Origin of the sequence: Clostridioides sp. ZZV14-6150, from assembly GCF_020657875.1 — a bacterium.
GTDB lineage: Bacteria > Bacillota > Clostridia > Peptostreptococcales > Peptostreptococcaceae > Clostridioides.
In genome coordinates this window covers 1-22,036 of sequence record NZ_JAGWDA010000029.1, presented here as the reverse complement: position 1 = coordinate 22,036, position 22,036 = coordinate 1, and the positions used below count along the sequence as shown (strand labels likewise).

At 28.3% G+C, this 22,036-nt stretch carries 16 protein-coding genes, 1 tRNA gene and 1 other RNA gene; 16 read left to right on the top strand and 2 right to left on the bottom strand.

From position 1 onward, the window contains the following. Positions 1–148: 148 nt before the first annotated feature. A tRNA-Thr gene (locus tag KGF41_RS19895) sits at positions 149–223 on the top strand. A 209-nt stretch (positions 224–432) separates the two neighbouring features. Here the strand turns inward: KGF41_RS19895 and srtB are convergent. Continuing rightward, positions 433–1,116 (bottom strand): class B sortase, encoded by a 684-nt coding sequence (srtB, locus tag KGF41_RS19890; RefSeq protein WP_227830347.1) that lies wholly within the window; start codon positions 1,114–1,116, stop codon positions 433–435. A 134-nt stretch (positions 1,117–1,250) separates the two neighbouring features. Between srtB and rnpB the strand changes: the two genes are divergently transcribed. The 8 genes from rnpB (at position 1,251) to KGF41_RS19850 (ending at position 12,006) form a co-directional block, all read left to right on the top strand. After that, an RNA gene (gene rnpB, locus KGF41_RS19885) (RNase P RNA component class A) lies at positions 1,251–1,585 on the top strand. Between the two features lie 285 nt (positions 1,586–1,870). Further along, positions 1,871–4,411, top strand: coding sequence for an SPOR domain-containing protein (locus KGF41_RS19880; protein WP_255611553.1), 2,541 nt, complete (start codon positions 1,871–1,873; stop codon positions 4,409–4,411). Positions 4,412–4,533: 122 nt separating this feature from the next. After that, a complete protein-coding gene (locus KGF41_RS19875; RefSeq protein WP_227830345.1) occupies positions 4,534–6,525 on the top strand; it encodes a hypothetical protein in 1,992 nt (663 codons plus the stop codon). Next, on the top strand, positions 6,515–6,835 hold the full coding sequence (locus tag KGF41_RS19870; protein WP_227432352.1) for a hypothetical protein: 321 nt from the start codon (positions 6,515–6,517) through the stop codon (positions 6,833–6,835). Before KGF41_RS19875 ends, KGF41_RS19870 begins: the two co-directional genes overlap by 11 nt. A 193-nt stretch (positions 6,836–7,028) precedes the next feature. After that, complete coding sequence (galU, locus tag KGF41_RS19865) at positions 7,029–7,904, top strand: UTP--glucose-1-phosphate uridylyltransferase GalU (RefSeq protein ID WP_285891649.1); 876 nt, start codon at positions 7,029–7,031, stop codon at positions 7,902–7,904. 22 nt (positions 7,905–7,926) lie between these two features. After that, a complete protein-coding gene (gene galE / locus KGF41_RS19860) occupies positions 7,927–8,940 on the top strand; it encodes a UDP-glucose 4-epimerase GalE (RefSeq protein WP_227830344.1) in 1,014 nt (337 codons plus the stop codon). Positions 8,941–9,050: 110 nt separating this feature from the next. After that, positions 9,051–10,985: a cell wall-binding repeat-containing protein gene (locus KGF41_RS19855; protein ID WP_227830343.1), complete on the top strand. Its 1,935-nt coding sequence runs from the start codon at positions 9,051–9,053 to the stop codon at positions 10,983–10,985. A gap of 211 nt (positions 10,986–11,196) precedes the next feature. Beyond that, a complete protein-coding gene (locus KGF41_RS19850) occupies positions 11,197–12,006 on the top strand; it encodes a DUF3800 domain-containing protein (RefSeq protein ID WP_255287899.1) in 810 nt (269 codons plus the stop codon). A 210-nt stretch (positions 12,007–12,216) separates the two neighbouring features. Here KGF41_RS19850 and KGF41_RS19845 read toward each other — a convergent pair whose 3' ends face one another. Then, complete coding sequence (locus KGF41_RS19845; RefSeq protein WP_227830341.1) at positions 12,217–13,098, bottom strand: LysR family transcriptional regulator; 882 nt, start codon at positions 13,096–13,098, stop codon at positions 12,217–12,219. Positions 13,099–13,511: 413 nt separating this feature from the next. On the opposite strand from KGF41_RS19845, the gene KGF41_RS19840 reads away from it, so the two are divergent. The 7 genes from KGF41_RS19840 to KGF41_RS19810 form a co-directional block, all read left to right on the top strand. Then, positions 13,512–14,360 carry a sugar phosphate isomerase/epimerase family protein gene (locus KGF41_RS19840; protein WP_227830340.1) on the top strand — a complete coding sequence of 283 codons (849 nt, stop codon included), beginning with the start codon at positions 13,512–13,514 and terminating at the stop codon, positions 14,358–14,360. An 82-nt stretch (positions 14,361–14,442) separates the two neighbouring features. Beyond that, on the top strand, positions 14,443–16,365 hold the full coding sequence (locus KGF41_RS19835; protein WP_227843047.1) for an FAD-dependent oxidoreductase: 1,923 nt from the start codon (positions 14,443–14,445) through the stop codon (positions 16,363–16,365). Between the two features lie 84 nt (positions 16,366–16,449). Then, positions 16,450–17,313, top strand: coding sequence for a shikimate dehydrogenase (aroE, locus tag KGF41_RS19830; RefSeq protein ID WP_227830338.1), 864 nt, complete (start codon positions 16,450–16,452; stop codon positions 17,311–17,313). Positions 17,314–17,508: 195 nt separating this feature from the next. Beyond that, positions 17,509–18,726, top strand: coding sequence for an MFS transporter (locus KGF41_RS19825; protein ID WP_227830337.1), 1,218 nt, complete (start codon positions 17,509–17,511; stop codon positions 18,724–18,726). A gap of 63 nt (positions 18,727–18,789) precedes the next feature. Then, positions 18,790–19,572: a shikimate kinase gene (locus KGF41_RS19820; protein ID WP_227857096.1), complete on the top strand. Its 783-nt coding sequence runs from the start codon at positions 18,790–18,792 to the stop codon at positions 19,570–19,572. 208 nt (positions 19,573–19,780) lie between these two features. Continuing rightward, complete coding sequence (locus tag KGF41_RS21225) at positions 19,781–21,646, top strand: HIRAN domain-containing protein (protein ID WP_227857095.1); 1,866 nt, start codon at positions 19,781–19,783, stop codon at positions 21,644–21,646. 280 nt (positions 21,647–21,926) lie between these two features. Beyond that, the coding region (locus KGF41_RS19810) for a transposase (protein WP_227857097.1) at positions 21,927–22,036 on the top strand (110 nt) is incomplete at its 3' end.

Below are 22,036 nucleotides of genomic sequence, written 5' to 3'. Positions count from 1 at the left end.
TGATAGGTCGAAGGTGTAAGTGCAGCAATGTATTTAGCTTATCGATACTAATAGGTCGAGGACTTGACCAATATTTACTTGATGTTTATTAATTAAAATATATATGCAGTTTTTAGAGTGTTAATTTAACTCATAATAGAATAAGTGTGCTGGTGTGGCTCAACGGTAGAGCAGCTGACTTGTAATCAGCAGGTTGTAGGTTCGATTCCTATCACCAGCTCCAGTGAAGACTATGTTAAAAACATAGTCTTTTTTATTGTGTAATATATTTATTCTTTTATATATATATAGTTTATATAAATAGACAAGAAGTTGATAAATTTAAGTAAGAAATAGCTATACAGATTAAAATAATTATTTTAATCTGTATGTGAATACCTTAACGCAAAATTTTGATTATTTGTGTAAGAATTGGTAGAAAGATATGTATATTTAATTTGAAACTAACTTGCCATGGATTACCATTCTAGCATCATCAAATTCATAAGTGCATGTAGAAAGTGTAACTATCTTATCTTTGCTATTTACTTTAATATTTGATTTATGTAATGATTTGGAAGTAATAGCATCTATGTATTTTTGATAGTCTGATTCACTATTAAAGCTTGTTTTTAGATAATCATAATCAGATTCTACAATATAGGCAGAAAATACTTCATATAATAATTCTTTTCCATCCATAGTGATTTTTATTCTATTATTTTCTTTAAAGAAATCATCATCTTTAAACTTATTTAGATTATTAAACATTGTTTTGTTTTTCATATTATGTCCATATACTATAACATTTTGGTCATCCAGAGATTTATTTCTATAATCCATGAATAATGTACCTGAGATAGATTCTTTACCATAAAAGTTTTTGTCAAGATAATAAGAATTATCTTTAGATTGTACAACTGGATAATTTATGTTTGTATTATCAACAGAAAGCCAAAATTTAAAATCTCTGTTTATTTTTGATAAGTCTTCTTTTTTATTTTCTTTTTTCTGAAGTTGAGCAGATGTTTTAGTATCATAGTTGTATTTGTTAAGTTTTAAGTATATATTAAATCCACTGTAGATTATTACTAATATTAGTATAATATTAATTATTACCCTATATAATTTTTTCAATATTCCACCTCAAATCATAAATAATAGTTTATATACCTATATTACACTATTTTTGAAGAAATTTAAATTTTTAGTATAATATTACTTTGACATACTTAAGGATTTATGATAATATAGCTAAGTAAAATGAATATTAAGTAAGCCAGATAATCGCATGTAATTTTACATGAGGAAAGTCGGAGCTCCATAGAGCAGGGTGCTAGGTAACACCTAGTGGGAGCAATCCTAAGGATAGTGCAACAGAAATAAACCGCCACTTATGTGGTAAGGATGGAAAGGCGAGGTAAGAGCTCACCAGCAGCTAGGCGACTAGTTGGCTATGTAAACCCCACCTGGAGCAAGACCAAGATAGGAATAAAGAGTGCTGCTCGTACTCTCCGGTAGGTAGGTCGCTTGAGCTTATTGGTGACAATAAGCCTAGAAAGATGATTATCTAATACAGAACTCCGCTTATAGACTTGCTTAATTTTTTCGATAGGTAAAACATCAGTTTAAACTGATGTTTTTTTATTTGCAAATTTGTCTAATTTACTTTCAAAATTTTGTGGAATATTGTAATATAAGTTAGTACAGATATTAAAAATGGTATAATATAAGATAGATATAAAAAGAAAAAGTAAAATGATGTAAATAATATGATATTATATAAGATGTAGTAAATTTAGTAACTAATTATTAAAATATCATAATCAAATTAGTAATTTTACATAATGTAAATATCACAATAAAATAATTGATTTAAGGAGTGAAGGTTTTGAGTGAAAATAATATAATAAGAAATACTGTTTTAAATGTCACAGCAAGTTTTTTAAAACAAGAGTCTAAGATAAATGAAAAATTAGAAGGTGTTTTAGAAAAGAAATTTGAAAAAGTAGAATTCAACGAAGCAAAATATGCTGAGCTTTTAAAATTTAATATATTGTTTTATAAAACATTAGCAAGAAATACAGAACCACTTATCGGGAAATGGATAGTAGATAAATACATACCTGAAATAGATGAATTAGAGAAAGACTTAGAATTGACTACAGCTAAATGTAGAAAGTATGTAAATAAGGCAATGAAGGATGGTTTAGACTGTCTAAAAGCCAACGATTTAAGTAGTTTTTTAGCTTATGATAAAATGGACCTATCAGAGAGACGAAGACGTTTAGAAAAGGATTATAAGGTTCTAAATCTATATAAAGACCTTCTTAATATAACACTTAGAAAGATAAGCTTAGAAAAGAAAGATTGTGCAAGTTTATTTCTTAAGAATCAAGCTGATGCTAAAAGAGAACTAAAAAGAGAAATAATATTCTGTGTAAATAAGATATTAGCTAGTAGCAAAGAGGTAGTACCTAAAAATATAGAAGAAAGTTCTGAACAAAGTAGTGAAGATATAAAAGCAACAGAAATTGAGGATTTACAATTAGGTAAAGATAATTCAGAAAATGATGTTTTATTAAATTCAGTTAAAAAGTCAGAATTAGGAAAAGAACCACAGATAAATGATGTAGAAGCAAAGTTTATGGATAAACTAAATAGTTTAAATGATGAAAGTATATCTCAAACTGTATATAATGAATATAAAAAATTATGTGGGTTAGAAGAACTTCCTTATGTTGAAGGCTATGGTTTTGGTAGAGAAGTTATTAAAGACTTTGTTTGTGCAACAGTTGCATTAGAATTTTTGAAGAGAAGAAATAGAGATCTTATAGAAGGTGCGATGAGACTAACTATAATTGGAGAATTTGGTGCTGAAAATTTTAAGGAATTCATAGATTATGTAATTAAAAATAAAACAGAAATTAGTGAAGATGTTTGGGAAGAAGCACACGTTGTTCTAAAAGATAAATCTTCTGAATTAGAAAATCACGATATTGTATCAAAGAGAACTAGAAAAAATAAAGACATTGATATTGAAGAATATATTTATATGATAAAAAATGCAGATAAAGATGTTTGCTTTAGAAGTAGCATTTCTATAGAAGAAGATACTAAAGAGGAAGATGCTAAAGAAGACGTAATTAATAAGAATGACAATATAGAGAATGTTCTAGAAAATAAAGAGAATATTGAAAAAGAGCACGATGTAAATGAAGAAGAGATAATTGAATCAGAAAATAAAAAGAGTAGAAAAAAAGATAAATTATTTGGATTTATGAAAAAAGAAAGCAAAAAAGAGGATGTAGTAGAAGTAACTGAAAAAGAAGAAATTAGCCTAGGTAATACTTCTGATGCAGTTACAGATGAACCTAATGAATTTATTAAGGACAATATAGAAAACTTAGAAGAAGTAAACCAAAGTTTAGAAGAAGAGCGTAGTATAAAAATAGAAAAACCAATAAATAATAATGAGTTAGATAAAAAACTATCAGCAAGTAATGAGCCTAAATCTGAAAAAGAAAGTAAGGGATTAGGTGATGAAATATCAAAAGAAGCAGAAGAAAAAAAGGTAGAAAGTGAAAAATCAGTAGTAATACCTATTAACAAGAAAGAAAAAAATAGTAAAAAATCCAAACATTCTCCTAAGTCTAATTCTAAGGAAAAGAAAACAGAAATAAAAAATTATGAATCAAATGAAGAAGATTTTATAGATGATGAAGAGGTTGGTTCTAAAAAAAGCAGATTAAAAGAGACTATTATAGCTATCGTTATAGTGGCAATTGTTGGTGTAGGATACTTTATAACAGTAGGCAATAACAAGAAAAATGATAAAGACAGTACACCTCAAAAGGCATCAACTCAGCAACAGGCTAACAACAAACAAACAGAAGAAGAAAAGAAAGCAAAAGCTGAAAAAGAAAAGAAAGCAAAAGCTGAAAAAGAAAAGAAAGAAGCAGAAGATAAGGCAAAAGCGGAAGAAAAAGAAAAAGCTGAAAAGAAAGCAAAAGAAATGGAAGCATATAAAGATGGTAAAGGTGTATATTATACTGTCTATGCAGGTTCACTTAAAGTTGAAGCAACAGCAAAAGAAACAGCAAAAGAATATGAAGCTAAAGGTATTTCTTCAACAATAGTTCAAGAGAATGGATATTATAAAGTGAAGATAGGTGATTATTCTGAATATGGAGAAGCACAAGAAAAATGTAATGAATTAGCTAAGAAATCTATTGATACATATATAGCGATGTATGATAAGTACTATGATTATAAATTAGAAGATTTGAAAGAATCAGCTCCTTCATTAAGTGCTGAAGAACTTAGACAAAAATATGAAGATTTAAGAAGTGAGTTAAGAAATAAATCTGGATATCGTGAATATGTTAAACATTTAGATAAACTTTATGAAGAAATAGTTGAAGGTGCTTAGGATATTTATAAAATAAGGACAAATTATGTCTCAAAATAAAAAGTATTAAAAAATATTATTTATTTTGAGGCATTTTGTCCACCTTTAGAAAATAATTATAATTTTGTTTAGGCGGTGAAGGTATGTTGAAATTAGGAGAAAAAATTATATATGAGCTTTCAGATGGATTTGAGCTTAGTGGTATCAGTAGATATTCAAAAGAATCTAAAAAACTTCATATAACAAATTTAGGTAATATTATAATCAGCAAAGCAGATGAAGTTAATGATGAATCAGGGGTAAAATATATATATAGTTTTTCAGATAATAAAAAAAAGTTAGAAGCAGTTTTAGAAGGTTCTCAAATAATTATTTATGGAGATAACTTGCCTTTTTATATAAAAAGTGAGAATTCAAGTAAGAATGTTACAGCAAGTTTAACTATGAAAATAACTTTAGATGAATATGATTTAATCTGTAAGAGCCAAAGAGAATTTATATTTTATTTAAAAGACAACATGACTATCTTGAGTTTAGATGATAATAAATTTTATATGGGTGGAATTAATAAAGATAACGAAAAGTTTATATTTATCAGTGGAAAAAATAGATTTGAAATAAACTTTGATGATATAGAAAGATATATTTTAGAAGATAAGAAAGTTTCTCTAAAGGGTTATTTTCATATGGAAAGAGAAGGTCTTATAGTAAGGTCTGTTTCTATATTTAATAATAATATAGAAAATATAGTTCCAGCCGATTTAAGTGAGAGAGTTAAAGATAATAAGAAAATAGGAAATCTTCCTAAAGATTGTGATATAGTATTCTGTAAAATATCAGGAAACATAGATGGATTTGATTATAAAAACACAAATATGCTTTTAGTAAAATATCAGGATCAACTTATTTTTATAAATAAGAAGTCTAAAAAAACTATTGTTAAGTCAACAAAAGATAATTGTTCAAAGTTAATTTTAGGAGAAGACATTATATTATATGATAATAAAAATGTATTTAACTTGCACATAAATGATAAAAATAAAGAAGCTATGCAAATAGAGGATTTAAAAGACATAGAAAATGAAATAGTAGGATATACATTAAAGCATGCCCCATTTTTTATCCAAGAAGATTTTAATAGTTTAACGATACTGAAATCTTTCCAAAAAGAAATTATATCTATAAAAAATAGTGATGTCAAAGATATTGTAATTAATAGAGAAATTGAAAGTAGAAATTCTAATTTTGTAGAAACAGAAATAAAATTTAATAATCAAAAAATAATTTTAAATTTAAGTAGAAGTATGGTTCAAAAACTTATGCAAGATGTATTTATATATGCAAAAAAACCACTACTTAAAGACGTTTCTGTTGAGATTTTATATAAAAATTGGTCTAAAGCTATGAATGATATGATAATATTTAATTTCTTTGGAAATATCTATTACATGAAATCTGAATTTGATAAAGTATTAGAAAGAGAATTGAATGATGAAATAAGAATAGAAGTCATAAATGCACTTTATAATCAGATACAAGAACAGAGAAATAATTTAGACTTAATATCAGCTTATACTCCAAGAATATTAGAAAATCAAGAGATAGAGTTATTTGAAAAGTATAATGCAAAACTTGATGTACAAGTATTTAGACAGATTAAAAATTTATTCTTTGATTTATCATACAATATAAGTAGTTATTTAGATGGAGTTGAAAAAAGTTTAGATAATATTATATTTGTAATATCAGGTGAAGATAAGAAGCGATACAATTATAGGATGTTAAAGGAAAGTGAAAGTGCAAACTTGGATGTATTTTTAAAACAAGCTATATCAAGATTAAATCATTTAGTAGAAAATATGTATCCTTACTATGTGGATGAAACTAGTAGAGAGATGTTTAAGTTATTTGAAGTCTTATGGAAAAACTATAAAAATATTAATGATGATAGTATAAAAGAAGTATTATTCGAGAGAATAACAAATACATATGTATTTAGACAATTGACATTAAATAATAATACAAATGAAAGAAGAAAAGACATAATTGAAAAAATATATAATTCTGTTGATTACGGAGCCAATAAGCTAGATGAAAATATGTTTTTCACAGGAGGAATGAAGTATGTCAAGTAAATACAATGTATGGAATTTTAATTATGAATTTTTAGGACTAAATTCAAGTGATGAAAAAAATAATGAAGTTTATTATGAGATTGATTTAGATGAAGTCTTAAATGAAAACTATATAAGTGAGGATATAGATGGAGATTTAGATACTGATGGAAATAGCATCTTAGGAGAATTAATATCAGAAATGGATATAGATGAAGATGTAAGTGTTGACATGACATATCAAGAATTAGAAGTGGATTTAGAAGATTTAGATTCATATTTGGATGATGATATAGATAGTGATATAAAGGGCATTTTAGATGAAATTTAGTACCTATGTGAGTTTTAGGTATAATATAGACAATATAATATATTAACTTATAAAAACTAAAGGTAGATGAAATTTCATCTACCTTTATGTTCTTGTAATGTCAAGAATTGGGATAATATAGAGTTTGAAGAAAAAGTATAAATATGGTATATTAATTTGGTACAAGAGAAAATTTACGAAGAAGGGTGAAAAAATGCAGATGACAGTAAAAAAAGCGATAATACCAGCAGCAGGGCTAGGAACTAGATTTTTACCAGCAACAAAATCACAGCCCAAAGAAATGCTTCCTATAGTAGATAAACCAACTTTACAGTATATAATAGAAGAAGCTATAGACTCAGGAATTGAAGAAATTCTTATAATAACAGGTAGAAATAAAAAATCTATAGAAGACCATTTTGATAAATCAGTTGAATTAGAGTTAGAATTAGAACAAAAAGGTAAGACAGAAATGCTAGAAATGGTAAGAGATATATCAAATATGGTAAATATTCACTATATAAGACAAAAGGAGCCAAAAGGTCTTGGACATGCAATTTACTGTGCAAAAAGTTTTATAGGTGATGAGCCTTTTGCTGTATTATTAGGTGATGATATAGTAGACTCAAATGTGCCTTGTCTAAAGCAATTAATAGATACTTATAATGAATATAAAACAACTGTACTAGGTGTTCAAAAGATAGCTAAAGAAGATACAAACAAATATGGAATATTGGATATAAAACATATAGAAGATAGAGTTTACAAAGTTAAAGATATGGTTGAAAAGCCTGCAATTGAAGAAGCACCATCAGACATAGCCATACTTGGAAGATATATAATAACTCCTGCAATATTTGATATATTAGAGAAACAAACACCTGGAAAGGGTGGAGAAATACAGTTAACAGATGCACTTCAAACTCTTGGAAAACAAGAGGCTATTTATGCTTATAACTTTGAAGGAAGAAGGTATGATGTGGGAGATAAGATTGGCTTTTTAGAGGCGACAATAGATTTTGCTCTAAAAAGAGAAAATCTAAAAGATGATTTAATGGATTATATGAGAAAAAAAGTAAGCGAAAAATAAATTTAGAAAAGAGGTAATTACTATGGCGGTTTTAGTAGCTGGAGGAGCAGGATATATAGGAAGCCATACAGCAATAGAACTTTTAGAATCAGGTTATGAAGTTGTTATAGTTGACAATTTAAGTAATAGCAACTCAATAGTAGTTGATAGAATTAGCGAACTATCTGGAAAACAAGTAAAGTTTTATAATATTGATATAACCAATAAAAATGAAATGCACATTGTATTTAAAGAAAATAATATTGAATCTATTATCCATTTTGCAGCTTTAAAAGCAGTTGGAGAATCAGTAGAAAAACCAATTGAATATTATAGCAATAATCTAATAAGTACATTAAATTTATTTGAATTAATGAGAGAATACGGTGTTAAGAAATTTGTATTTAGTTCATCAGCTACCGTATATGGAGATCCACATACTTGTCCTATATTAGAAGATTTCCCACTTTCTGTAACTAATCCATATGGAAGAACGAAGCTTATGATAGAGCAGATGTTAGTGGATATATCAAAAGCAGATGAGTCATTAGATATAGCACTTTTAAGATATTTTAACCCAGTAGGTGCTCATAAGAGTGGAAGAATTGGTGAAGAACCAAATGGAATTCCAAGTAACTTAATGCCTTATATAACAAAAATAGCAGTAGGTAAATTAAAAGAACTAAGTGTGTATGGAAATGATTATCCAACTCATGATGGGACTGGAGTTAGAGATTATATACATGTATTAGATTTAGCTGCTGGTCATGTAAAGGCATTACAAAAATTAGAAGAAAATCCAGGACTTGTTGTTTATAATTTAGGAACTGGTAAAGGATATAGTGTTCTTGATTTAGTTAAAGCATTTTCTAAAGCCAGTGGAAAAGAGATACCATACAAAATTGTTGGAAGAAGAGCTGGAGATGTAGCAATGTGTTACGCAGATTCATCAAAAGCAGAGAAAGAACTTGGGTGGAAAGCTAAATATGAACTTGAAGAAATGTGTCAAGATTCTTGGAGATGGCAAAGTATGAATCCAAATGGATACGAGGCATAAAATGAATATTAATGGGGTAAATGTAACAAATTTGTAAATACAAGATATTGGTAATTTTATGTTATAATTAGAGGCGTGTAGTTATGTTTCTAAAAGAGGGGGAAGTTATAGTGAAAAAAAGTCTAAAAAAGTATTTAGTACTAGCAATGACTTTAGTTTTAGTATTTGCATGTGGCGTACCAGAATCAAGTGCAGCCAGTAAACATGTAATTATAGTAAACTCAAGAAAAAATACTCTAGGATATTTTGTAAATAGCAAGCTTGTAAAAGAATTTAAAGTTGCAACAGGGAAAAAAGGTTCAGAGACACCAACAGGTAAAACAAAGGTAGTTAACAAGATAAAAAATAGACCATATTATAAAGGAAATATACCTGGAGGAAGTCCAAAAAATCCATTAGGAGATAGATGGATGGGATTAGCATTAAAAGGAACTTATGGAGATACATATGGGATACATGGAAATAACAATGAAAGTTCTATTGGAAAACACATTTCTGGTGGATGCATAAGAATGCATAATAAAGAGGTTAGATGGTTATTTGACCAAGTTCCAGTAGGTTCAGATGTAATTATAGATTATAGTAATGACAGTTATACTAAAATAGCAGCAAAATATAAGATAAACTTAAATCAAACAGGATGGAAAACAGAAAATGGTAAGAAGTATTATGTAAAATCTGATGGAACATACCAAAAAAATAGTTGGTTAAAAGTAAATGGAAAAATGTATTATTTTGATGCTTCAGGAGTAATGCAAACAGGATGGAAGACAATTAATAACAAAAAATATTACTTAGGAACTGATGGAGTAAGAGTATCTGGATGGAAGGTAATTGATGGAAAAACTTATTACTTTAATTCAGATGGAGTAATGCAAACAGGATGGCAAGAAAAAGATGGCAAGAAATACTATCTAGGAAATGATGGATTATCAGTAGTAGGATGGCAAGAAATAGATGGTAATAAGTATTACTTTGATAAAACAGGAGTAATGCAAACAGGATGGCAACAATTAGAAGGTAAATCTTACTATTTAGACAAAGAAGGTAAAATGTTAACAGGAACTCAAAAAATAGATGGAAAAGATTATACTTTCAATGAAGATGGAACAATAAACCCTACATGGAACACAGTTATAGGAGCAAATAGATTTGATACAGCTAAAAAAATAAGTGAAGTTGGAAATTGGAGTGCTGATAGTTCAGATACTGTTGTATTAGTAAATGGAAATGCAATAGCAGATGGAATAACAGCAACACCTTTGGCAAGTAGTTACAACGCAACAATATTACTTACTAATACAGATAAATTACCAACTGAAACTATTTCAGAAATGAATTCATTAGCACCTAAAACAGTAATTTTAATAGGTGGAGAAAATGCAATAAGTTCTAAATTAGAGCAAGAAATAAAGACTACTTTTAATGCAGAGACAAAGAGAATATCAGGCCAAGATAGATATCAAACTGCTATAAGAATAGCTAATGAACTTGGAAACAGAGAAGAAATAAAGACAGCTTATATGGTTTCTGGAAATGGAGAAGCAGATGCTCTATCTGTAGCTTCTAAAGCTGGAGAAGAAAAACAACCTATAATATTAGTTAAGAAAGATGGAATTACAGAAGAATCTTATATATGGCTAACAGAAAGAAAATTAGAAAATGCATATTTTATAGGTGGACCAAATGCAATCAATGATTCAGCAATAGCTAAGATGAATGAAATAACTACTGAAGATGTTTCAGGAAATAGAATATATGGAAATGACAGATTAGATACCAATGCTAAAGTTATAGAAAAATTCTATGGCGATACTGATTTACAATCTGTATTAGTTAGCAAATCAGATGCTTTAGTAGATGCTTTATCAGCTGGTCCATTAGCTGCAAAATTACACTCACCAATAGTTTTAATGGATAATTCAGGATTATCATCAGAACAAAATAGAGTATTTGCAAATAAAAGAGTTGAAACTCCTTATCAAATTGGAGGAGGAGTATCTTATATAGGCATGGATAAATTAATAGATATTCTTGGAAAATAATAAAACTATATAACTAATGTATAAAATGAAATTGAGATGTAAAATTCAACAGCCTAAAGCTTTGATTATTTATATCTCAATTTTTTTATTATAAAATTAAGTTTAAGTTATCTAAAAATCTTGGAATATTTTCAAAACTCATATAAAATAAATATAGGTGATATCATCATATGTTAAGAGGGTGAGTGAAATTATAAAGAAGAAGTATATAATGTTTATTGATGAAAGTGGGAGAGCTGATATAAATCATGAGGACCCATTTACATTAACAGGAGTAATTTTTGAATATAAATATGCAGTGAGTCAAGGTGATTATGTCTGCTGTTTAAGGAAAGAGATGGATGCATTTAAAGAGTATTGCTTTGGAACTAGTAATATAGGAATACACTTGACTGACATATCCAGAAAGTCAAGAGCATTTGAAAGGTTTGATGATTCACAAATTAAGTTATTTTATGATGAATTACCTTTATTTCTATCTAAACTAGAGTGCACCATAATATCAGTAACAGTAGATAAGACTAGATTAAAAAAATATTATGCACCTTCAAAGGAACCTTATGTTGTGGCTTTTATACATGTACTTCAAAATTTCTATTCATTTGTAAATAATGAAAATGTAGAGTCTGCAAGAATAGTTATTGAATCAAGAGATGATGTTTCAAATTTAAAAGTACAAAAGGCATTTTTTGATGTTTTTAATAATGGAACAATATATTTAGATATAGATGAAGAGTTAAGAGATAAGGTAAAAGGTTTTATAATTGCAAAAAAGGAAGATGTAGATTACAAAGAGGGTTTAGAAATAGCTGATATTCTATGTAATCCTCTTAGTAGAGCTAGAAGAGGATTAATAGAAGCAAATCCAAAATGTATACAATATGGGGAAAAAAATAAAATATTTAAATCTGTAAGAAGTAAAATATACACTCCAACTAGTTTAAATGACATAAGAAATTGGGGTTTTAAAGAAGTTCCAATTATAGAGCCTGTTGGACCATGGCTTGAAAAAATGAGATAGATAGATTGACAAATTTTTAGAAAATTGATATAATATAAGTAACTAAGTTATTCAGGAATTGAAATACAGTTGCTGTTATATAACGATTATTGCTGGGACTCGGATGCCGACTGTCAGTTAAGAATCTATACTTTTAGAAGTATAGATTTTTTTATTTTGGAAGAAATACTAAAAAAGAGACTATTTAAAAATAACCTCTTTTATTAATTCTTATAATTGAGCATTTTTAATGACAAAGTTTTTGAAATTTTTAATCGCAGGTGGTAAATATCTATCCTTTATAACTGCTAGGTAAAAATTTCTTTCCCAACTTGGATAAACGATTTGAATTACTTTTACTTTTGTAAACTTAAGCATAGACATATTTGGGACTACAGCTATGCCGAAATTTTTTGCAACTAATCCAGCAATTACTTGGTCTTCTTCTACTTCATGAACTATGTTAGGTTGTTGATTTATTTTTTTAAACATGTCATCAATTATATATCTAAGTCCACTTCTTTGATTAAATACTATTTGAGGATAAGGTATTGTTTCTTTTAAATCTATAGTATCTTTTGTAGCCAGTGGGTGGCTATATGGTACAATTAATACTAAATCTTGTTTGGCTACAGGTATAAATTCAATTCCCTTCTCTTTTTCAAGTTTTGAGCAAAAAGCAATATCGTATTTTCTTTCCTTAAGACCTTGGATAATATCAGTAGTTACACCTGTATGGAATTTAAAGTCAATTGATTTATCAGGATTAGATTTTAAGAATCTATGAACCATATCAGGTATAAAGTCTGTACCAAGTGTTCTAAGGAAAGCTAAGTCAATTTGCCCTTCACCAGTACCAGTTATCTTTAGTGACTTTACACTTGAGTCTAAGATTTCTAATGATTTTTCCACATCTTTTAAAAATATTTTACCATATTTAGTTAAAACTATATTTCTACCTTCCTTTTCGAATAGAGACACTCCAAGTTCACTTTCTAACAAAGAAATAGCATGGCTCAAACTTGGTTGTGTTATAGATAAATTTTCTGCTGCTTTTGTATAGTGCTCTAAATGTGCCAATGTAACAAAATAGCGTAAGTGATATAAATTCAATTTTTGTTCATCCTTTCATGAGTATCGTATTTTTTATTTGTATGTATTTAAAGAAGTTGACCTTAAAGAAGTTTTTCACATTTTTATTATATATGATTACAGCATAATAATAAAAGCTTTTAAAAAAATTTATCGTTTTTTGTCTTAAATTTTAGATAGATAGAGCTAAGGAATACATTAATAAATTATATTATCAATAAAATCTATAAACAAAATCTATGAATTGATAGGAAATTATCAATTTGTTATTAACAAAGTCTCATGATACAATAAATTTATAAAATCTAGATAAAGATAAATCAAAAAAATATTTTTGTTTTTAAAGTAAAATGATACTACTAGTAGAATAAATAAAAAAATAAAATCAAAAAAAAGATTAATTATAAAGAAATTAAAGGGGGCATATTTAAATTATGGATAATCAAAAAAATATTAACATTCCAATTACTATTAGTTCTTATACATTAGGTACAGAAGTTTCATTTCGCGACAGAGTTCGCATTGCAAAAGAAGCTGGATTTGATGGTATTGGATTACGTGCTGAAAATTATGTAGATGCAAAAAATGCTGGAGTTACAGACGAAGAAATGCTTTCAATTCTTGATGAATATAATATGAAAGTTACAGAAGTAGAATATATAACTCAATGGGGAACTAAAGAAGATAGAACAGAAGCACAACAAGAAAAAGAGCAAAATGTTTATCATATGGCTCGTTTATTTAATGTTAAACATATAAATTGTGGTCTATTAGAAATGGTACCAGAAGAACAAATTATAACTGCATTGGGAGAATTATGTGATAGAGCAGGAGAACTTATTATAGGACTTGAGTTTATGCCATACAGCGGTGTGCCAGATTTAGCTACTGCTTGGCGTGTTGTAAAAGGATGTAACCGTGAAAATGCAATGCTTATATTAGATACATGGCACTGGGCTAGAGCAAAACAAACAGTAGATGACCTTGCCCCTGTTCCAGCAGAAAAGATAGTATCAATTCAAGTTTGTGATGTTTTAGAGACACCTTATGAAAAACTTAGAGATGAATCACTACATGACCGTGTAGCTCCAGGTGAAGGATATGGAAATACAGAAGATTTTGTAAAAATAATCAAAGAACATAATATATCACCAGAAGTTATAGGCGTTGAAGTAATATCTGATTCTTTAGTAGCTAAAGGATTATCAACTGCAGCTGAGACTGTATTTAAGGCAACTAAAAAAGTATTAGATAAAGCATGGCCAGAAGTATCTCCAAAATAAAAATAGAGTTATTCGATATTAAAGTATATGAAGCATAAAAATATAAGAAAAAAATATAAAACTTGAAAGGAAGGAAAACCTTATGAAGATTAGTTCTATGTTTACACCTATAAAAATTGGTTCAATGATAGTTCCAAACCGTTTTGTAGTTCCTCCAATGGGAAATAATTTTGCAAACACAGATGGTACTTTAAGTGAAACTTCTAAGGCTTATTATCTTGAACGTGCCTTAGGTGGTTTTGGATTAATAACTATAGAATCTAGTGTTGTGGATAAGAAAGCTAAAGGAGGACCTCATAAACCTTGTTTGTATGATGATAGTACAATAGATAGTTTCAAAAATGTAATAGATGCCTGTCATAATGCTGGTTCAAAAGTATCTATACAATTACAACATGCTGGTTCTGAAGGAAATGAAAAAATTGCAGGGTATCCTTTAAAAGCTGCTTCTGCAATACCTGCATCAAATGGACGTAATACACCATTAGCAATAACAACTGAAGAAATATATGAGCTTATAGAATCTTATGGAGATGCTGCGTTACGTGCAAAAAAAGCTGGTGTGGATGCTGTTGAAGTTCACTGTGCTCATGGATATTTAGTTAGTAGTTTTATATCACCAAGAACAAATAAACGTGTAGATGAATTTGGTGGATGTTTTGAAAATAGAATGAGATTACCTCGTCTTATAATTGAAAATATACGTAAAAAGGTAGGAGATTCTATAGCAATACTATGTCGTATAAATAGTACAGATGATATTTTAGGTGGAATTGATGTACATGATAGCTCAGTAATCGCAGCTTATTTAGAAGATTGTGGAGTAGATGGACTTCATGTTTCACGTAGTATACATATACATGATGAATATATGTGGGCTCCTACAGTTCTTCATGCTGGATTTAGTGCAGATTTAGTTACAGAAATAAAAAAATCTGTGAGTATACCAGTAATAACTGTTGGTCGCTATACAGAGCCTCAATTTGCTGAATTGATGGTTCGTCAAGGCAGATGTGATTTAGTTGCATTTGGTAGACAAAGTTTAGCTGACCCAGGCATGCCTAACAAAGCTAAAAATGGTAAGTTAGATGAAATGATACCATGTATTGCATGTCTACAAGGTTGTGTACCAAATATGTTCCAAGGTAAGCCTATAGCATGTCTTGCAAATCCGATATTAGGTCATGAAGCTGAACTTAAACCAGCTGAAACTACAAAAGAAGTTCTTGTTGTTGGTGGCGGTGTTGGAGGTATGCTTGCAGCATGGGTATGTGCTGAGAGAGGGCATAAGGTAACTCTAGTTGAAAAATCTGAAATGCTTGGTGGGCAAATGCGTTTAGCTGCATATCCTCCAGGTAAAGGAGATATCACTAATTTAGTTCGTAGTTATATTTCAAAATGTAATCAATATGGTGTAAAAATATACACTAATACAGAAGTTACAGTAGAGTTTATAAAAGAAAAATCACCTGATGCAGTTATTGTAGCTACTGGTGCAACTCCACTTGTACTTCCTATACCAGGAATTAATGAATCAGGATTAATACATGCAGTTGATCTTCTTGATGGAAAAGAATCTTGTGGAAAGAAAGTTCTTGTTGTTGGTGGTGGAATGGTTGGTTGTGAAGTGGCAGCATTCCTTGGTGAACAAGAACATGATGTTACTGTTATTGAATTAAGAGAACAAGTTGGTGCAGATGTAATTTCTGAACATCGTAAATTCCTTATGGATGATTTTAAAAGTTACAATATACATACTGTTACTGGTGCTAAAGTTGCTAAGTTCTATAACGATGGAGTTGACTATTCACTTGCAGATGGAACAGAAGATAATTTAAAAGGGTTTGATTCAGTAGTGCTTGCTATGGGTTCTCGTAATTATGACCCATTAAGCGAAGAAGTAAAGAAATTTGTGAATGAAACTTATGTTGTTGGGGATGCAGTAAAGGCTCGTAGAGCATTGGATGCAACAAAAGAAGCTTTTGAAGTAGCATTAAATATATAGTTGAAATTAAATAGATGTTTCTTTGCAAATAATTAAATAGATTATTTGCAAAGAAATTGATGATATTGGGAGGATATAATAATTATGGAAATTTCAGGTAGAACAGGGTTATTCGCATTAATAGGTACACCAGTTGGGCATTCTAAATCACCACTAATGTATAATTATAGTTTTGAAAAATTAGATTTAGATTATAGATACTTAGCTTTTGATATTACTGTGGACAAGGTAAAAGATGCACTTTCAGCTATAAAGACGTTCAACATAAAAGGAGCAAATGTAACAATGCCATGTAAAACTGCTGTTACAGAATATATGGATGAACTTTCTCCAGCAGCTCGTATAATTGGAGCATGCAATACAATTGTAAATGAAGATGGAAAGTTAATTGGACATATAACAGATGGTGTGGGTTACGTTCGTAATTTAAAAGAAAATGGAGTTGAAGTAAAGGGTAAAAAACTTACAATTATGGGTGCTGGTGGTGCGGCAACTGCTATACAAGTACAATGTGCATTAGATGGAGCAAGAGAAATATCTATTTTCAATGCTAAGGATGATTTTTATAAAAGAGCGGAACAAACAATTGAAAATATAAAGAAAGAAGTACCAGGATGTATTGTTAATTTATATGATTTAGCAGACACAGAAAAACTTTATGAAGAAGTATCATCAAGTGATATTTTGACAAATGCAACGCTTATTGGGATGAAACCTCATGACAATGAAACTAATATAAAAGATGTTAGTGTATTAAGAAAAGAGTTAGTTGTAACAGATGTTGTTTATAATCCAAATAAAACAAAAATGATTGAGGATGCTGAAGCTAATGGTTGTAAAGCTATTGGTGGGTTAGGAATGTTATTATATCAAGGAGCTGAAGCTTTTAATCTATACACTGGATTGGAAATGCCTGTAGAAGAAATTAAAGAATTATACTTTAAATAGACGAAAAAATAATATTTTAATAATGTAGAATATATGTATCTCAATGTTTTGATATTACTTTACAAATTGTCATAGTGGGTTTTGTATCGATGGTCTAGTTAAATGTAAAAGTTTAACTATTCTTTAAACCCATTATGGGAATGCGTTTATTGTATATAAAAATGTTAAGAAATTAACGAGAATAGGAGAATAACTATGAATAATAAAAAATACTATCCTACTGCCATAGCTTTGTATTTTTCATATTTTTTACTTGGTATTGGAATTTCAATTTTAGGACAATATAAACCAGAATTTGCATCTATGTGGGGAGCTAAGACTTTATCAGATGGAACTCTTGATGTGAGTATTGTTTTAGCTGTTATTGCTGCATTAGGGTTAGGTAGACTTATATCATATCCATTTGCAGGCCCTATTTCAGATAAATATGGAAGAAAGGTAAGTGGACTTATAGGTAATTTTCTACATGCAATTTTCTTTGTTGGAATTGTATTTTCACCAAATTTTTACATAGCGTATATATTTGCAATAATTGGAGGCGCAGCAAACTCATTTTTAGATACTTGTGTAACACCTTCTTGCATGGAGATATTTGCTAGTCTAGGAACAATAGCAAATATGTTTACTAAATTCACAATAGCTTTAGCGCAATTTTTACTTCCTTTTATAATTGGATTTGTTGCAGCAAATTCAATATCATTTAAAGTTATTTTTATAGTAACAGCTGTTCTTATTATTATAGATGCAATTTTAATAGCTGTATTGCCATTTCCTCCAGCTAACAATGTTATTGATAATAATGGAAAGGCTGTCAAGTCAGAAAAAATGAAGTTTACACCAACAAGTATAGCTCTTGTTTGTATTGGATTTACATGTACATCTACATTTGTACTATGGCTAAATTGTAATCAAGAATTAGGTAAATTATATGGTATGGCTGACCCTACAAAAATTCAATCTTTTTATTCAATGGGAGTAATCTTTGCAGTGTTAATAACTTCTGTACTTATAAAAAAATATGTTAAGCCAATAAGAATACTTGTTATCTATCCTGTGATAGCTTCAATTATGTTATTAATTGTGTACTTTGTTCAGACTCCAACTATCTGTATGATAGGAGGATTTGTAATAGGTTATTCAGCAGCAGGTGGTGTGCTTCAATTGACTACATCGACAGCAAATGAAATGTTTCCAACTAATAAAGGAAAAATAACATCTATAGTTATGATTGCATCTAGTATAGCTAACTATGTTATTTTAAATATAGCTGGATTTATTACAAAATCTGGTGGAGTAAATGGTCCAAAATACGTTGTATTATTTAATGTAGCTATAACGTTTGTTGGAATTTTACTTGCATTGTTTGTAAACATGAGATATGAAAAAGAAAAAGTACATGATTATAATATGTAACATTAGTATAATATAATTGTAAGTATTTTTAATTTTAACATGTCTGAAAGAAGAGGTGTCACAATGGAAAATATAGAAAAAATAAGAGAAAAAATAGATTTATATGATGATGAGCTGATTGATTTACTTGAGAAAAGAATGGAATGTATAAAGGGTATTATTGATATTAAAAAGGAAAAAGGTATTCCCATTTTACAGCCAGACTATGAAAATAAAAAAGAAGTAGCGTTGATTGAGAAGCTAAAAGGTCATAAGTTTGAAAATGAAATTATAAATATTTTTAGATATATAGTAAAAAATAGTAAGAAAATACAGGCTAAAAATTTATTCTCTTATAATATAATGCTTGTTGGATTTATGGGAGTCGGAAAAAGTACTGTGTCATCATACTTGAGTCATCTATTAGAAATGGAGCAAGTAGAAACAGATGCATATATAGTTGAGCATCAAGGAATGAGTATTTCTGAAATATTTGAAAAACGAGGGGAAGAATATTTTAGAAATCTTGAAAGCCAAGCATTAATAAGTTTTCAACAAAGAGAAGGACTAGTTGTTTCCTGTGGGGGAGGAATCGTACTTAGAGATAAAAACGTAGAATATATGAAAAAAAGTGGAAGAATTGTTTTATTAACAGCAAGTCCAGAAACTATTCTTCAACGTGTTAAACATAGTGATGAAAGACCAATACTTAATAATAATATGAATGTTGAATTTATATCTGATTTGATGAAAAGACGAGAAGCGAAATATATGGCATCAGCAGATATTATTGTAAATACAGATAATAAAACAATAAAAGAAATTTGTGAAGAGCTAGTTGTAAAGTTAATGGAACTTGATAAATAAATTCTAATTTAAAATGAGTATGTATTTAAAAAAATAAATTTCAACTTAACAAAATCATTGTTAAGCGATGTAACTTTAATATTTGTACAATTAGTATTACTGGAAATCTTAATTTCTAGTAATATTTTTTTATGTGTAAAAATGTAAATTCACTAAAATAAGTAGTATAATCAATATAAATTATAATAATGTAAAGGAGGATAATTTAGTGGGCAGTATTTTTAAGCAACTACAAAAGATTAAGGATTATGATGGATATAAAGAGTCATTTGAAATGAATTATTTATGTATATACGAAAAGATACCTTTAAGAGAACAAGTAGAACTTGCAAATAATTTGGTAGAGAATATTTTAAATATTTATAGAAGTGAATCTAATAAAATTGACATGTTAGAGGAGTATAATCATAAGTCTCTAATTTGTTATTTTGAAATCTTTATGAAAAAGATAAATACTCTAATAAAGGAGAGAATAATTGATGAAAAGTGGTTATATCAGCTAACAAAGGATTTAATATATACAAGTGAAAAAGATGAGTATGTAAAACTTGGGCTTGTTTTAAGTGAAAATTATTTAGATGTAGACAATATAAGAGAAGTAGTTGATACATTTTCTAAATCTGGAGAATACATATTTTATTTAAGTAATACTATTAGAAAACTGGAATTTTACAATACCTATTTGTTTAATCTATCTAGAATATCTACAGGTTCAATAAAAGTATTTGCCATTGTTAATATAGAAAATCTAGATTCTAAAATAACCTCTTATTTAATCGAAGAAGGATATAAAGATAAAAAATATGAAGGATTACTAATGAACTATATTATTTCTACAGTAGATTTAAGCGAATATCTTGAAAGACGAGATTTAGATAAAGATAAGGTAAACAACTTAGCACATCTTATATGCAATTATTTGTTAAGTGTAGAATTTAAATATATAGGGAATAAAGTGGAATTAGTGAATCAATTTCTGCCAATTGTAGCAAGCTATGGGACTAGCTTTGATAGTCTATATTCTATTTTTTTAATAGCAGTAGGTGTTTTAGAAGATGATAAAGTAAGTTGTGATAAAGTTGAATTTAAGAAAGAAATGAATAATGTTTTACTCAGTGAAAAGTGGAAAAGTGTATTCTTTAAAGCATTAAATGAAGCCGATGGAAAGACAGAAGATATGATAAAAATGTCAGAAATTTATGATGTACGTTTATCTTTTGATGATTTATTGCCATATTTAAATAAAGATATTCGAGATTTTGAGGTGTATTGGTATATATCTAAAAAGGGAAGTGCAAATTGTAAGTTAAAGTTATTAGACTTTTTTGAAAAAACATTTAAAACAAAAGAGTTAATTGGAAAAATGGAAGACATAGAAAAAAATAAATTAACACAAGAATATTACGATGATATGTTATTTTTTATTGTCCTTAAAGGTAGTAAATCACTATACCCTGAAGGAAAGAATCTATCTTTAAAAGGAATTTTTGGAAACATAAATGAAGTACGTAAAGAATCTATAAATATTTTAAAGAGGTATAGAGAGAGACTCTCTCTTAAAGAAATGCAAATAGTTAAAGAAGCTTATGAAAAAGAAAAAAATATCAAATTAAAAGATGAGTTAAGACGATCATTATATGAAAGTAATAATTTAAAAAAAGAATTTGTAAATACTAAAAAGCTGAAGGTAAATGAGCATGGTAAAGATATTTATTTAACTTCAGTAGCTGTTGCTGGCTCAAGGTTTAGAAATAGAGAATATCTGGAAAAGGAATTGGAGAAGAGTAAGATATACTATCTAAACAGAGAGAAAGATAATTTATATGATGAAAATGCTATCAGAATAGTTGGAGAAACTGGATATGTAATAGGTTATGTTCCAAGAAAAGATAATTATATTTTGAGTAATTTATTAGATGGAGGAAAACTCTTGTATTGTAGAGTAACTGAATACAATTTAGATGAAGATTATATTTATATAAACATATATTTGAGTTATAAAGATGTTATTGAAACTGTTGAAAATTCTCTTAAAATGGTATTAGATAGAGGTAAGGTAAAAATTGTAAACTAAATAATATTACGAATTATTTAAAATTTAAACTATAATCAATATATTTGATATTATTTGGTTGAAATATGGAAAAATTTAAAATACAATTAACATATAAATGAATTTAATTTAAAATTCGCAAATGTTATTTTAATTTAACCTATAATGGCGAAATTCCTCTTCCTCGCCATAGGAGGTGGAAGATGTAAGCCTAACCGATAGGTTATTTATTTTACTTGATTTTCAAAAAAATGTATTGTACTATAAGATCAGTAGTAAAAACTGAAAGGAAGTAATTACAATGAAATTAGATAGTAATAATCATTCAGTATTCTTGTTACACTATCACTTAGTTATGTGTATAAAATATAGAAGAAAAGTAATAGATAACTCTATATCAGATAGACTAAA